Origin of the sequence: Lentzea pudingi, assembly GCF_014646255.1 — a bacterium.
Taxonomy (GTDB): Bacteria; Actinomycetota; Actinomycetes; order Mycobacteriales; family Pseudonocardiaceae; genus Lentzea; species Lentzea pudingi.
Window position 1 is genome coordinate 33622 of record NZ_BMNC01000002.1, and the last position, 13790, is coordinate 47411.

14 protein-coding genes are annotated in these 13790 nt (G+C 69.0%); 5 read left to right on the top strand and 9 right to left on the bottom strand.

The window, feature by feature from the left end:
• Window positions 1-19 precede the first annotated feature (19 nt).
• Complete coding sequence (locus IEY88_RS05950; RefSeq protein ID WP_189153622.1) at window positions 20-1525, top strand: M48 family metalloprotease; 1506 nt, start codon at window positions 20-22, stop codon at window positions 1523-1525.
• An 18-nt stretch (window positions 1526-1543) separates the two neighbouring features.
• A complete protein-coding gene (locus IEY88_RS05955) occupies window positions 1544-2644 on the top strand; it encodes a DUF4034 domain-containing protein (protein ID WP_189153623.1) in 1101 nt (366 codons plus the stop codon).
• Between the two features lie 793 nt (window positions 2645-3437).
• On the opposite strand, the gene IEY88_RS05960 is transcribed toward IEY88_RS05955, so the two are convergent.
• The 3 genes from IEY88_RS05960 to IEY88_RS05970 form a co-directional block, all read right to left on the bottom strand.
• On the bottom strand, window positions 3438-4097 hold the full coding sequence (locus tag IEY88_RS05960) for a hypothetical protein (protein ID WP_189153624.1): 660 nt from the start codon (window positions 4095-4097) through the stop codon (window positions 3438-3440).
• 85 nt (window positions 4098-4182) lie between these two features.
• Window positions 4183-5457, bottom strand: coding sequence for a DNA polymerase IV (locus IEY88_RS05965; RefSeq protein WP_189153625.1), 1275 nt, complete (start codon window positions 5455-5457; stop codon window positions 4183-4185).
• A 35-nt stretch (window positions 5458-5492) separates the two neighbouring features.
• Window positions 5493-6587, bottom strand: a complete 1095-nt coding sequence (locus IEY88_RS05970; protein WP_189153626.1) for an amidohydrolase family protein — start codon at window positions 6585-6587, stop codon at window positions 5493-5495.
• Window positions 6588-6599: 12 nt separating this feature from the next.
• Between IEY88_RS05970 and IEY88_RS05975 the strand changes: the two genes are divergently transcribed.
• Window positions 6600-7910 carry a type I glutamate--ammonia ligase gene (locus IEY88_RS05975; RefSeq protein WP_189153627.1) on the top strand — a complete coding sequence of 437 codons (1311 nt, stop codon included), beginning with the start codon at window positions 6600-6602 and terminating at the stop codon, window positions 7908-7910.
• Here IEY88_RS05975 and IEY88_RS05980 read toward each other — a convergent pair.
• The 6 genes from IEY88_RS05980 to IEY88_RS06005 form a co-directional block, all read right to left on the bottom strand.
• On the bottom strand, window positions 7891-8517 hold the full coding sequence (locus tag IEY88_RS05980) for a sigma-70 family RNA polymerase sigma factor (protein ID WP_373294061.1): 627 nt from the start codon (window positions 8515-8517) through the stop codon (window positions 7891-7893). The two genes, IEY88_RS05975 and IEY88_RS05980, sit on opposite strands and share 20 nt — an antisense overlap.
• Window positions 8518-8615: 98 nt before the next feature.
• Window positions 8616-9293 carry a sigma factor-like helix-turn-helix DNA-binding protein gene (locus tag IEY88_RS05985; RefSeq protein WP_189153628.1) on the bottom strand — a complete coding sequence of 226 codons (678 nt, stop codon included), beginning with the start codon at window positions 9291-9293 and terminating at the stop codon, window positions 8616-8618.
• A 103-nt stretch (window positions 9294-9396) separates the two neighbouring features.
• Window positions 9397-9963 (bottom strand): sigma-70 family RNA polymerase sigma factor, encoded by a 567-nt coding sequence (locus IEY88_RS05990; protein WP_189154475.1) that lies wholly within the window; start codon window positions 9961-9963, stop codon window positions 9397-9399.
• 85 nt (window positions 9964-10048) lie between these two features.
• A complete protein-coding gene (locus tag IEY88_RS05995) occupies window positions 10049-10765 on the bottom strand; it encodes a class I SAM-dependent methyltransferase (protein WP_229693136.1) in 717 nt (238 codons plus the stop codon).
• Complete coding sequence (locus tag IEY88_RS06000; RefSeq protein WP_189153629.1) at window positions 10762-11331, bottom strand: sigma-70 family RNA polymerase sigma factor; 570 nt, start codon at window positions 11329-11331, stop codon at window positions 10762-10764. Before IEY88_RS06000 ends, IEY88_RS05995 begins: the two co-directional genes overlap by 4 nt.
• 100 nt (window positions 11332-11431) lie before the next feature.
• Window positions 11432-12151: a class I SAM-dependent methyltransferase gene (locus tag IEY88_RS06005; RefSeq protein ID WP_189153630.1), complete on the bottom strand. Its 720-nt coding sequence runs from the start codon at window positions 12149-12151 to the stop codon at window positions 11432-11434.
• A gap of 33 nt (window positions 12152-12184) precedes the next feature.
• Between IEY88_RS06005 and IEY88_RS06010 the strand changes: the two genes are divergently transcribed.
• Both IEY88_RS06010 and IEY88_RS06015 read left to right on the top strand, forming a co-directional pair.
• Entirely contained in the window at window positions 12185-13030 is an 846-nt protein-coding gene (locus IEY88_RS06010) for a ParA family protein (RefSeq protein WP_189153631.1), read from the top strand.
• Entirely contained in the window at window positions 13023-13784 is a 762-nt protein-coding gene (locus IEY88_RS06015) for an Fpg/Nei family DNA glycosylase (RefSeq protein WP_189153632.1), read from the top strand. The genes IEY88_RS06010 and IEY88_RS06015 overlap by 8 nt, the downstream gene beginning before the upstream one ends.
• The last annotated feature ends 6 nt before the right edge of the window (window positions 13785-13790 follow it).

Sequence of the window (13790 nt, forward strand, 5' to 3'; positions counted from 1 at the left end):
GGGGAAGGTCGCTTTACTCATGCGTGTTTCATTGCGTGCTGCCATCTCGGTGGCACTGCTCGTCGGTTTCTACGTCCTCGCTCTCGGGTTGGTCTGTGGCCTGCTCGCGCTGGAGACCTACGCCCTGATCGAGCGCCCGTTCGTCGGGTTGAAGCTGGCGCTGTTCGTCGTGCCGGTGGTGTTCGCACTGGTCAAGGGCCTGATCTCGCTGGAGCGCCGCACGCAGGACGAGGTGCCCGGCATCCTCGTCACGCCTGCGGAGCAGCCCGCGCTTTGGGACCTCGTCCGCCGCCTGGCCGCCGACGTCGGCACCCGCCCGCCGGACGAGATCCGGATCCTCGCCGCGGTGAACGCCGGAGTCGCCGAGGACACCCGATTCCTCGGGCTGCGCGTCCTCAAGCGCAGGATGTTCATCGGCGCACCTCTGCTCACCTCCTTGACCGAGAAGCAACTCATCGCTGTGCTCGCCCACGAGCTCGGGCACTACGCCAACAAGGACACGCGCCTCGCCGGCGTCGTGGTCTCCGGCCGCGACGCCATGCTGCGCGCCGGTTCCCACATGAACACCGAGCACTGGTTCCAGCGCATGATCGCGAAGCTGTTCCGCGGTTACGCCAAGCTGTACCTCCGTGTCTCCCAGGCGATCAGCCGCCACCAGGAGTTCGCCGCCGACCGCTTCGCCGCCACGCTCGCCGGCTCGTCCGCCGCCGCGTCCGCATGGCGCGAACTGCCGGTGATCGATGCCGCGTGGAACCTCTTCACCAACCGCCACCTGACCGTCGCGTGGGAGCTCGGCTACCTCCCCACGACGTTCTTCGACGGCTTCGCCCGCCTGCGCACCTCCCCCGAACTCCACGAGGAGCTGGAGGAGATCCGCCAGCACCCGCAAACCCCGGACCGCGGCCCGTACGACTCGCACCCGCCGTTGCAGGACCGCATCGCCGCGATCGAGGCCCTGGGCCTCGAACCCGAGCAGGGCTGGGGCGACCGCCCGGCACAGGAACTGCTCACCGACCCGATGCCGTTGCTCGACGCCGCCGTGCTCAACACGCTCGTGTCCGACGCTGCCACGAAAGAACGCGTCGACTGGGCCACACTCGGCCACATCGGCGCCCGAGCCGGCGTCGTCCGAGGCACCGAACGGCTGCTTCAGGCCTCCGCCACGGCGATGAACCAGCCACCGTCGCTGACGACCGTGCTCGACGCACTGGACGCGGGCCACCTCATCAGCCTCGGCACTCACACACCCGGCAACCGGGAGGCGGGCGCCCGAGCCCGCCGCGAGATGGCCCGCGGCGAGGTGCTGCCCGAGCTGTCCGCGTTGGTGGCACTGGCTTTCTCCGACGCGGGCCTCGCCCGCTGGGAGCTGGACTGGCTGGGACGAACCACGTTCGTCACCTCCTCTCACGACTTCGACATGGCCGAACACCTGGACGCCGCGGTCGCCGACCACGGCAGCACCGAGGCCCTGCGCACCGCGCTCGCCACCGCCGGAGTGGCCCCCGACTACCGCCCCGCACACTGAGCGTTCAGGAGAAACCCCGTGGTGCTCTCACTTCTGTTCAAGCCCAAGGAACTCATCACCGTCATCCGCCTCATGCGCGAGGCGAAGCGGCTGGGCGTCGAGATCGACGAACTCCCCACCGACGTGGTCGCTTCCTTCGTCCTGCCGAAAACCCACCCGGAGCGCTACGGCCTCGTCCCCGACGCCGAGGTGACGGCCACCTCGCCGCTGGAGGACCTGGCCCTCGCCGCCGTGAAGGACGACGTCCGAGCCGGCAACTGGGAGAACGCCGCCGACCTCGTCACCGCGACCCACGGCGACTGGGACCGCCGCCAGCGCGTGGTCTCGACCCTGGCCGGCCTCGCCGCCAAGGACGACACCTGGATGGACGCCTGGCAGACCGCCCGCCCAGGTGACCCGCACTGGATCGTCGTGCACTCGATGTCGCTGGTCTCCCTCGCCTGGGAGATCCGGGGCAGTGGCACGTCGTCCCAGACCACCCGCGAACAGTTCGACGGCTTCCACCGCGTCCTGTTCGAGGCCCGCGAGGCCGCAAGCGTCGCCGCCGCCGTGATGCCGGACGACCCGACGCCGTGGAACACGATGCTCACGCTCGCCCGCGGCCTGCAGGTGAACCACGACGAGTTCCGCGCGATCTGGGCGGAACTGGTGGAGCGCGACCCTTTGCACCACAACGGACACGCGCAGGCGCTGCAGTACTGGTGCCGCAAGTGGCACGGGTCCGACGAGCTGGCCCTGGAGTTCGCGGCCGAGGCGGCGGCCAAGTCGCCCAAGCTCCTCGGTTTGCCGCTGCAGGCCGCTTATGAGGCCGAGGGCACCTCCCCGGACGTGTGGAAGTCGCCCGCGGTCGTGTCGGCGTTGGACGCTTTGCTGGTTCGGCTGGCGGATGAGGGTGCTGACACTTATTCGCTCCGGAATGATCGTGGGTATGCGATCTACGCTTTGCTTGAGCTGCAGCGGTTCGAGGAGGCTGTCGGGCAGTTCCGGGCTTTGGGGGCGTTGGCGGATGCTGGGCCTTGGAACTACTACGACGAGCCTCGGTTGAGGTTCTTGGGTCAGCGGGGGATCGCGGTCAAGGCTGTGGCCAAGGGCAAGGGGGTCAAGGCTCCGGTTCGGTAGATGGTGCTCCAGCGGGTGGGCACGGTCGGAGTGGTGGTCTGATGGGAGGCGCCGGGGTCTGTGAGGGGTCCGGATTCTGGGGTGAGGGGTCCGGATTCTGGGGTGAAGGGTCCGGATTCTGGGGTGGGGTGGCGGCTTGCGGGTGAGATGGCGGCCCTGTCGGCGAGATAGCCGCTCCGGCGGCGCGGTACGGGCGGGCCAGCGGGGCAGGCTCAGCCGGAACGGTGATCCGGCGGGAGACACCGGCTCCGTAAAGGTGCTGGCTTCTTGGGTGGTGTGCAGGCTCGCGGGCGAGATGGCGGCACCGTCGGCGCGGTAGAGGCGATCCAGCGAGGACGACTCAGCCGGAGCGGTGATCCGACGGGAGACACGGCTCTATGGGAGCCGGTTCTCGAGCAAGGACGCGGGTCGAGAGCAAGATGGCGGCCCTGTCGGCGAGGTAGCGGCTTTGCGGGTGAGATGGCGGCTCCTTTCAGGTCGGTGGCGGCTGCTCTTGTTGCGTTGGAAGGGATTGGGTCGCTGGCGGCCGGGGTCGATCGCTGGCACCGAGATGGGGCTGCCGGTGCTTGCAGGTGGGTGCTGCATGCCTTGGGGTGGCGTGGAAATCCGTTGCCGGGCAACGCTGTGGAGCAGAGACGTGGAGCGGCCGCTTGACAGCGAAGACGGCTTGGTGCTTGCGGTCGCAGAGCGACTGATTGCGAAGCGGGTTGCCGACGCGGCGGCTGGCCTCGCTGGTGGCTCGGGCGATTGCCTGGATGCCGGTCTGGCGCGTGGCGGCGGTGCCGGTGGGTGGTCAGCCGATGGGTAGTGGGGTGCGGGCCTGCGGGACGGAGGCGGGGCGGCGGTCCATCACGGCCAGTTCCAGTTGGCGGGCCGGGGAGTCGCCCAGGAGTTTGCGGGCCAGGGTGGTGCCCTTGCGCGGGGCCATGGCCAGTTCGGCCCTGAGGGCTTGGATGCCCACGTAGTGCGACACCTCCTCGAGGATGGCCTTGGTGTCCGGGATCGAGTGGGTTCGGCGGATCGCGTCCACTGCGGCGCGTTCCAGTGGGGCTACGTGGAAGCCTCTGCGCAGGGCTGGTTTGGGGAGGCGGTCTGTTCGTTCCAGGCGCAGGACCGCGTGGCCCCAGGCTCGCGAGTTGCGTGGGGTGAGGACGTGGATGGCGTCTGCCGTGGGCAGGACCGATCTCATGCCGTGCAGGTACAGGGCGTCGAAGGCGGTGAGCATCGCGCCCTCGCCCGCGTAGAGGAGGGCGGCCTGCACCAGTTGCTCCCGGGACGGGCCCGCCCTGGACAGCAGGAAGATGCTCGGGAAGAGGCGCTGCCAGGGACCGCCTGGGCGGGAGCGCTGGTCGATCAGGGACGGGGACAGTCCTATGTGGAGCAGGGCTGCCACTGGGGCCACTCGGTGGAGGAAGAGGGTGCCCAGGGCTTCGAGGTCGATGGGGTGGCGCATGGGTTCATGGTGCGCCCGGTGGGGGTGGGGGGATCCGGGTGAGCGGGAAGTTGTGGACAACTTCCGGGTTGTGGACAGGTTGCGATCACTCGGGCTTCGGATCGAAGTCCGCTGTCCTTTCGGGACTGTCGCGCAGCAGTGAGGCAGGGCGGACGGCCAGCGAGCCGAAGCGGGAACGGGCCTGGTCGGCGGCTTGTTCGGCTTCGCGCCAGCCTCGTTCCGGGGCGTCGAAGATCAGTTGCTGGGCGGAGTCGGCGTTGTCAAGACCCTCTATTCGGACGCCGATCAGGCGGACCGCGCCGGGTGGGGTCTGGGTGTCGAGGAGCTCGGCGGCGACGCGGTAGACCTCCTGCGTCACGTCGGTCGCCACCGGCAGGGTGCGGGAGCGGGTGATCGTCGTGAAGTCGGAGAAGCGGACTTTGATCGACACCGTCCGGCCGTGCAGACCCTTGGCGCGCAACGAACCTGCCGAGCGTTCCGACAGGCGGAGCAGTTCGCGGCGCAGCACGGCGCGGTCGGTGACGTCGACCTCGAAGGTCTCCTCGGCGCCGATCGACTTCTCGCGCGACACCGGCACCACCGCGCGGTCGTCCACGCCGGAGGCGAGGGCGTACAGGTGTTCTGCGAGCGCCACGCCGATCTTGCGGCGCAGCCGCGGGAGAGGCATCGCGGCCACGTCGGCGACGGTGTCCAGGCCCAGTTCCTCCAGGCGTGCGGCGGTTTTCGCGCCCACGCCCCACAATGCCGACACGGGCAACGGGTGCAGGAAGTCGAGAGTCGCGGAAGCAGGCACGACCATCATGCCGTCGGGCTTGCACATGCCCGAGGCGAGCTTCGCGAGAAACTTCGTCGATGCGACACCAACGGAACAGGACACGCCATGGGCGTCGAACACGCGAGACCGGATCAGCTCCCCCACCCCGCCCGGCGTCAGGCCGAGCCGGCGCAGCGCACCACCCACGTCGAGGAAGGCCTCGTCCAGCGAGAGGGGCTCCACCAGCGGCGTGATGTCGCGGAAGATCGCCATGACCCCGCGTGAGACCTCCTGGTAGAGATCGAACTGCGGCGGCAGGTACACGGCATGGGGCGCCAGACGGCGGGCGTGCGCCGTGGGCATCGCGGAACGCACACCGTATTCACGCGCGAGGTAGTTCGCCGAGCACACGACGCCACGTCCACCGACACCGCCGACGACCACCGGCACGGACTCGAGCTCAGGGCGTTCGCGGATCTCCACCGACGCGTAGAAGGCGTCCATGTCGACGTGCAGCATCCGGCAGCCCGTGTCGTCGGGCCAGACACCGTCACGCGCACGGAACCGGTCAACCAGGCCGCGTGGCAGGTTCGCACTGCGACCCATGAACACCCCTCTCGAACGTCCGTTCGAAGCAAATCCTACAGTTCGTACACCCGTGCCGCGTTCTCCGACGCAACGAGCCGTGCGATCCGATGCGCGTCCTCCTCGACGAACGCGTCCCGGCGCAACCCATCAGCCAAGAAGTCCGACAACGCCTGCCTGAACAGCAACGCGCCGAGGTAGTACAACTCGGGCAAAGCGAAGGCATCAGAGGAGAACAGGAACTTGCCGTAGGGCACGATCTCCAGCGCCTCGGCGAACACCCGCGACGCCTGATGCCCCAGCCCGTGGGTGGCCAGCCCGAGATCGCAGAACACGTGCGGGAACACCTGCGCGAGATACCCGGCCTGCCGGTGGAACGGGTAGTTGTGCAGCAGCAGCACCGGCACGCCCAAAGACGCGGTCGCCCGCAGGAACGGCGTCAGCAACGAAGGATCACACCGGTGCAGGTCGATGTCCGAGTCGCCGTAGCCGACGTGGAACTGCAACGGCAGCCCGGCGTCCAACGCCTCCCAGGCCAGCCAGGTGATCACCACCGGATTCTCCAGCCGCCCCGACGACCACGAGCCGACCGCCCGTTCCACGTCCGCGTCCGCCGGCCGCACGCCCGGAAGCCCCAGCCCGATCCGGTACGCCGCAACGGACTTCGCCCCCACGGCCGAGGTCGAGGCGAGCCGCGACCGGACCGCATCCAAGAACTCCGAGGGCGAGGACTCCCGCAACGACTCCGCCAGCACCTCCAGCCGCACGACCTCGTGGGCGACACCCCCGCCCAGCCCGGCCAGTTCAGCGGCCGAGAGCAGCCGATCGGGCTGGAACCCGCCGTCCACCAGGAACGTGTGGATCCCGGACGCCATCAGGAACGTCCGCGACACCTCGGCGATGTGCAGCGAGTTCCGCCGTTCGAGGTACTCGTCGGCGGACGCGTGCCGAGGCAGGTCGAGCAACGGCGCGCACCACCGCCGCACCGCGAACCCGACCGCGGAGTCGAAGAACGACCCACCCAGCGGCGAGACCCCGTCGGCCTCCAGCAACAGCGACTCGAACTCCGGACGGGTGCTGTCGGTGCGCAGCACCCCGTGGCAGTGGTGATCCACCAGCCCGAGTTCGGCGACGAACGGCAAGATGCCCATAACCTTAGGATCGTGGACTCTGCGGAACGGGACCAGCGGTTCGAGCGGGCGGCGGAACTCTTCGACGGGCTCAACGCGCGGGACGTGAGCGTCGTGGCGCTCACCTGGGTCGACAACAGCGGCATCACCCGCACCAAGTCCGTCCCCCTGCGCAGGCTGGCCCACGCGGCCGCGCACGGCGTGGGCGCGTCACCGGTGTTCGACGTCTTCCTGTTCGACGACTGGATCATCCAGGGCCGGTTCGCCGGCGGTCCGGTCGGCGACCTGCGCCTGCACCCCGACCTCGACCGCGTCACCGTGCTCGCGGGCCAGCCGGGCTGGGCCTGGGCTCCGGCCGACCGCCACTACCAGAGCGGCGTCCCCTACCCGATGGACCAGCGCCTGCAGGCCCGCAAGGCCGCCCAGAACCTCGCGGCCGAGGGACTCACCGCCCAGGCCGGCTTCGAGATCGAGTGGTGCGTCGGCAAGACCGGCACCGAGGACTGGGTCCCGGCGACCAGCGGCTCCGCGTACGGCCACGCCCGCCAGGTCGAGCTGTCCGACTACTGCGTCGACCTCCTCAACGCCCTGGACCAGCAGAACGTCGAGGTCCTCCAGTTCCACCCCGAGTACGCCGCCGGCCAGTTCGAGGTCTCCACCGCACCGGAGGATCCGGTAGCCGCCGCAGACACCGCCGTGCTCGTCAAGGAGACCATCCGCGCCGTCACGATCCGGCACGGCATGCGCCCGTCGTTCTCCCCCAAGGTCGTGAACGGCGGCGTCGGCAACGGCGGTCACCTGCACCTCAGCCTCTGGCGCGACGGCACGAACCTCTTCGACGGCTTCCAGGACGAGGCGAAGCGGTTCAGCGCGGGCGTCCTCACCCACCTCCGCGCGTTGTGCGCGATCGGCTGCCCCTCTCTCGCGAGCTACCTCCGGCTCGTACCGAACACATGGGCAGCACCGTTCGTGGCGTGGGGCGAGGAGAACCGCGAAACGGCGCTACGCCTCATCAAGGACAACCTCGAGATCAAGTGCTTCGACCTGACCGCGAACCCGTACCTCGTCGTCGCGGGCGTGATCGCGGCCGGCCTGGACGGCATCAGGACCGAGGCCGGGCTACCCGAGGGCCTCAACGTCGACCCGGCACTGCTCGGCGACGTGCAGCGCCTGCCCACGTCGCTCAAGGAGGCGGTCGACGAGTTCGAGAAGGACGCCGTGCTGACCGAGGCGTTCGGCCGTGAGCTGGCGGGCACGATCGCCGACGTGCGGCGTGGCGAGATGGAGCGCTACAAGGACGCGAGTCCGCAGGGCATCGCCAACGTCACTCGCTGGCGGCACTGAGCTCCTTGCGCAGCCGCGAGAGCGCCCGGTGCTGGGCCACCCGCACCGCACCGGGCGTCGAGCCGACCGCCTCGGCCGTCTCCTCCGCCGACAGCCCCACCATCACGCGCAGCACGACGATCTCGCGCTGCTTCTCGGGCAGCACGCGCAGCAGCGTCGCCATCTGGTTCGAGAGCTCCCCCTGCATCGCCCGCTGCTCGGGCCCCGCGGCGGTGTCCATCGACTCGGGCAGCTCGGGCACGGCCTCGGCCTTGTTGCGCGAGAAGCTGCGGAACGAGTCCGCGACCTTATGCGCCGCGATCCCGTAGACGAACGCCAGGAACGGACGCCCCTGGTCGCGGTACGACGGCAGCGAGGTCAGCACCGCCAGGCACACGTCCTGCGCAACGTCGTCCGCCGACGCGAACGATCCAACGCGCGCACGGCAGTACCGCACGATCAACGGCCGGATGGTGCCCAGCAGCCGTTCGATGGCGACGCGATCACCGGCGACAGCGCGCGCGACGTGCTCGTCCGCGCTCTGCGGGCGACTCGAGTAGTAAGAGGGCGCCGGAGGGTCGACAGGCTCCTTGTCGCCACCGGCGGTCCGCTCGACCAGCGCGTCCAGGGTCCCCCTCGACGCGGAAACCGGCCCACCGACGGACGAGCCCCGCACGGCTTCCGCGGGCACCTTGCGGTGCAGGCCGGGTGTGAACTCCACGCAGATCACCGTTCCTCTTCTGGACGCCGGCGCACCGCGAGACGCGCCCGCCGGATCCGTCCTTCGACCGCGCGCGGGGTGAGTCGCATCAACTCACCGATCTCCGCATGCGAATAGCCCTGGTCATGAAGGAAGAGCAACCGCTTGCCGTCCTCGCTCAGCGTCGCGAACGCGGCGTTCGCCGCAGCCTGCTCGATGACCGCGTCCTCGGGCGTCGCCTCGGTCACGACGTGTTCGAGCGAGGCCACGCTGTCCACGAGCCGGACGTCGTGCCAGCCGTGCGCATGCGTCTGCCACCGCCGGTACACGTTCGGGAACGCGAGCACGCACGCGTTGACGAAGTACTCCTCCAACGGCAGTCCGTGCCCCACCGACCACTCCCGGCCGAGCAGACCCCGGTCCCGGAAGTAGACGTACCCGTCGTACACCGCGTCGCTCGCCAGCTCCTCGGCCTCCTGCGGCGAGATCTCCTGCCTGTGCAGGTAACGGCCCTGCTGCCCGCAACGGGAGAACATCGCGCCGGACCGCACGAGCTTCGTAACGATCGTGAGCCCACGCCCGAGAAGCTGACGGTGGAACTGGTTCCAGCGGGGCCCGGCAAGCCCTGACTCACGGAAGTGCTGCACCAGCACTCCGTCGAGGCGCAGCCGCTCGGCGGCAGACGCTGAGTCCGAACTTCCCATGCCCCTTGGTCCCTATGTCGGTGTCTTCCTGCCCTCTAGGTATGTCGTTTGGGTGCGTTCTCCCCACGCACTCGCCACGACTCGTAACAAACGCAAACGAATGTCACCCGATCGGGACAGCCAACGATGCGATTTCCTTGCGGAGACGACCGAGCGCGCGGTGCTGAGCGACACGGACCGCACCCGGCGTGGAGCCCACGGCGTCCGCGGTCTCCTCCGCGGACAGACCCACCACGACGCGCAGCACGAGAATTTCGCGCTGCTTGTCCGGCAGGACGTGCAGCAGCCGCCCCAGCGTGCCGTTCAGCTCGTCCTGGAGGACGAACTGCTCCGGCCCGACACCCCGCACCTCCTGATCCGGCACCTCGGCAACCGGCTCCGCACGGTTACGAGCCAGGGCCCGGTGCGCGTCGGCGACCTTGTGCGCGGCGATGCCGTAGACGAACGCGAGGAACGGTCTTCCTTGCTCCCGATAGTTCGGGAGGGCCGTCAGCACGGCCAGGCAGACCTCCTGCGCGACGTCGTCCGCAGTTGTCGCGGAACGTCCCACACGCGCGCGACAGTACTTCACCACCAGCGGTCGAAGATAGCGAAGTAGCTGGTCAGTGGCCCTGCGCTCACCCTGCACAGCCAGACTGACCAGTTCTGCGGATAACGCTGAACTCTCCATCCGAAGCGTCCCCTCGTCGACGTCCCGTGGAGGAGACGTGCGACGCGTCACTCCTTATGCGGAAAGTAGGGAGAAACTTCAAACGTCACCCGTTTGCAGCAACGAGTAGCGGTTGGTAGTAAGCGTGGAGCGACCACTCCACGTAACCGAAACCGGCGCGTTCCGCCAATTCGGTGATTTCATGACGAGTAATCGCCCAATACCGTGCCTTGCCCACCACAACGCGCCACGAGTCGCTTTCGTGCAGCTGGAACATCTCCAGTTCGTACTGATCGCCGTCCCAATGCCAGAGCTGGAACCACACAACGCGACCCGGCCCGACGGACGGAGGGGTCGACAACGGCCGTTCGGCGCGGATCGCGTCGTAGTCGCGCGTGGAGAGCACGAGCCGGCCACCGGGCCGCAGCACCCGCCGCATCTCGCACAACGCCGCCAGCACGTCCTCAGTCCTCAGCAGGTGGGGCAACGCGTTGTCCGCCGCGAGCACGACGTCGAACGAGGCATCAGCGAACGGCAGCGCGCGCATGTCCGCGGCGAACGCGGGCAACGAGACCCCACGCGCAGAGGCCTCCCCCACGGCCCGAGAAGCAGCCTTCGGGCTCAGATCGGTACCCACGACCTCGTAGCCGCGCAGAGCCAGACCGATCGCCTGCGTACCAATGCCACACGCACAGTCGAGAACGCGCGCGCCCTGCGGGATGAACTCCGCGAGCTGCGACGCCTGCCGGGCCATCGATGCGTCCCAGTCCGGGAACATGAGGTCGTACGTCCCGGACAGGTCGTCGTAGAAGGCGCCGGTCAAATCAGCTCCTCGACCCCCACGGACGTGCGCAGCTTGGCCAGTGCACGGTGCTGAGCCACCCGCACGGCACCCGGCGTCGACCCGATCGCCTCGGCCGTCTCCTCCGCCGTCAGGCCGACCACCACGCGCAGCAGCAGGATCTCGCGCTGCTTGTCCGGCAGCACCCGCAGCAGCTGCCCCAGCCGCACCGAGAGAGAGGCGAGCAGCGCGTTCTCCTCGGGGTCGACGGTCGTCGACGGACCGTCCGGGACCTCCGCGACGGGCTCGGACCGGTTGCGCGCCGAGACCCGGTGCGCGTCCGCGACCTTGTGCGCGGCGATGCCGTAGACGAACGCCAGGAAGGGTCTTCCCTGCTCGCGGTAGGTGGGCAGTGCTGTGAGCACCGCCAGGCAGACCTCCTGCGCCACGTCGTCGGCCGACGCGAACGCCCTTTCGTTGCGACCGACGCGCGCACGGCAGTACCGCGCCACGAGCGGTCGCACGGAGGCCAGCAGCCGTTCGACGGCTTGCCGGTCACCCGCCACGGCCTCGTTGACCAAGGAGGCCAGCAGGTCGGAACTCTCCATCGCGTTGGTTCCCTACGTCGGCAGCGGAGCCATTATCTTTCGCCGCCGCGTCGTTCGGGACCACTCATCAGGGGCATAAATCTCCCCGATGCACAGCGTTTCAGCCGGTTCGGCGGGCGAGCACGTGCAGCCGGGCTGCGACGTCTCGGAGCGGGGAACGCGTTGCGGCGGCCAGTTCCAGCTCGGCGAGTGCGTCGGCGGCACCCGGATTCGAGTCCAGCACCACACCGGGCACGAGATCTGAAACTACACCGTGACCTTGCAGGATCTCGACTGACAGACCCGCGTCCAGCACGAGCTTCTCGAGCCCGGCCACGTCGAACCGGCGTTGCAGCGGGTCACGGGTGCCCGCGAGCTGCCCCGCGTCGTCGTCCAGCAACCGCCGCGCGTCCACGATCCGGCCGGCGATCGCGCGGTGCAGGATCGCCGCGAACCGGTTCGCGACCAGCACCGACACCGCGCCACCGGGTGCGACCGCGGCGGCCAGCGAGGCGAGTGCGGCGGGTGCGTCGTCGACGACCTCCAGCACGCCGTGCGCCAGCACCAGATCGGCCTCACCAGCGGGAACACCCAGCGAGTCCGTGTCGCCCTGGACTGCGTTGATCGTCACACCGGCTTCGCGCGCACGGGTGTTCAACGTAGCGAGTGCGTTCGGTGAGGGCTCCACGACCGTGACCACGCATCCTGCTGCGGCCAGGGGCACGGCCCAGACACCGCTGCCACCGCCGACGTCGAGCACACGGGGTTGCTGTCCACCCCTGCGCTCGCGTGCGGCGGACAATTCCGCGTCGAGCAGCCTCTGTACGGCGTCCGGTCGCATGGCCAACAGAGTAGGAGACCCTAGAGTAGGTCTGTGCATACGGTGTCCGTGCTCAGCCTCAAGGGAGGCGTCGGCAAGACGACGGTGGTGCTCGGCCTGGCCTCTGCCGCCCTCCGCCGTGGTGTCCGCACTCTCGTGATCGATCTCGATCCGCAGTGCAACGCCACGTCGACGCTGGAGCCAGAGGAGTCCAAGGCGACCATCTACGACGTCCTGCAAGACCCGTCCGAGGAGAACGTCGAGCAGGCGATCCGCCCGAGCAGGTGGGGCGACGGCATCGACGTGCTGTCCGGGTCCGAGGACGCCGAACTGCTCAACCACCCCGATCCGAACGAGTCCCGGCTGCACCGCCTGAAGGACGCCCTGCGCACGTTGCGGGACATGTACGACGAGTTCCCGTACCAGCTCGTCCTGCTCGACTGCCCGCCGTCGCTGGGCCAGCTGACCCGCTCGGCGCTCGTGGCGGCCGACCGCGCGCTGCTGGTCACCGAGCCGACGATGTTCGCGGTGGCGGGCGTGCAGCGGGCGTTCGAGGCGGTGCAGAACGAGCGGGAGAGCAACAACGCCGACCTGCAGCCGCTGGGTGTCGTCGTGAACCGCGTGCGGCCGCGTTCGCACGAGCACCAGTTCCGCATCGAGGAGCTGCGCGACATCTTCGGGCCGTTGGTGATGCCGGTGGCGTTGCCGGACCGTCTGGCCGTGCAGCAGGCACAGGGCGCATGCATGCCCATCCACGAGTGGGGTACTCCAGGGGCGCGTGAAGTGGCGCTGGCGTTCAACCTCCTGCTGGCGCGCATCCAGCGCATCTCGCGGAGCCGGCGCCGGGCCGTGCACCACGACTTCGACGACGACGAGATCCAGGAAGCGGTGGATGCCTGAAGGGGACACGGTCTTCCTGGCCGGTCATCGCATGAACCAGGCGCTGGCCGGGAAGACGCTGCGGCGCGGGGAGCTGCGTCATCCCCGGCTGGCCGCACTCGACCTGACCGGCCTGGACGTGCTCGGCGTGCGGACGTACGGCAAGCACATGTTCACCCACTTCTCCGACGGCAACAGCCTGCGCAGCCACTTCCGCATGGACGGCTCATGGCACCTGTACCGGCCCGGTGAGAAGTGGCGCCGTCCCGCACACCAGGCCCGCGCGGTGTTCGAGGTGGACGACCGGCAGGCCATCGGGTTCGCGTTGCACGACCTGGAGTTCGTGCCCACCTCTGAAGAAGATCGACTGATCTCCCACCTCGGACCTGATCTCCTGGCACCCGACTTCGACACCGCTGAGGCCGTTCGGCGGTTGACCGCCGACCCTTCCCGGCCGGTCGGTCTCGCATTGTTGGACCAGCGCGTGATGGCCGGCGTCGGCAATCTCTACCGCGCGGAAGTCTGTTTCCTGTTGCGGGTCCTGCCCACGGTTCCGGTGTCCGCCGTGGACGCCTCACGTGCGGTCGCGCTGTCACGGAAACTCTTGCAGGCCAACCAGTGGCGGCCGGAGCAGAGCACGACCGGCGACCTGCGCGTGCAGCACTACGTTTTCGAGCGGACCGGCAGACCCTGTTTGCGCTGCCGCACAAGAGTCCGATCGGACGAGATCGACGGCAGATTTGTGTACTTCTGCCCAAAATGCCAAAAAGGTTGAACCGAA

What these genes read in the sequence shown, in the direction of transcription:
- IEY88_RS05950 (WP_189153622.1), top strand. Translation starts at nt 20, where the DNA reads ATGCGTGTTTCATTGCGTGCTGCCATCTCGGTGGCACTGCTCGTCGGT.
- IEY88_RS05960 (WP_189153624.1), bottom strand. Translation starts at nt 4,097, where the DNA reads ATGCGCCACCCCATCGACCTCGAAGCCCTGGGCACCCTCTTCCTCCAC.
- IEY88_RS05965 (WP_189153625.1), bottom strand. Translation starts at nt 5,457, where the DNA reads ATGGGTCGCAGTGCGAACCTGCCACGCGGCCTGGTTGACCGGTTCCGT.
- IEY88_RS05970 (WP_189153626.1), bottom strand. Translation starts at nt 6,587, where the DNA reads ATGGGCATCTTGCCGTTCGTCGCCGAACTCGGGCTGGTGGATCACCAC.
- IEY88_RS05985 (WP_189153628.1), bottom strand. Translation starts at nt 9,293, where the DNA reads ATGGGAAGTTCGGACTCAGCGTCTGCCGCCGAGCGGCTGCGCCTCGAC.
- IEY88_RS05990 (WP_189154475.1), bottom strand. Translation starts at nt 9,963, where the DNA reads ATGGAGAGTTCAGCGTTATCCGCAGAACTGGTCAGTCTGGCTGTGCAG.
- IEY88_RS06000 (WP_189153629.1), bottom strand. Translation starts at nt 11,331, where the DNA reads ATGGAGAGTTCCGACCTGCTGGCCTCCTTGGTCAACGAGGCCGTGGCG.
- IEY88_RS06005 (WP_189153630.1), bottom strand. Translation starts at nt 12,151, where the DNA reads ATGCGACCGGACGCCGTACAGAGGCTGCTCGACGCGGAATTGTCCGCC.
- IEY88_RS06015 (WP_189153632.1), top strand. Translation starts at nt 13,023, where the DNA reads ATGCCTGAAGGGGACACGGTCTTCCTGGCCGGTCATCGCATGAACCAG.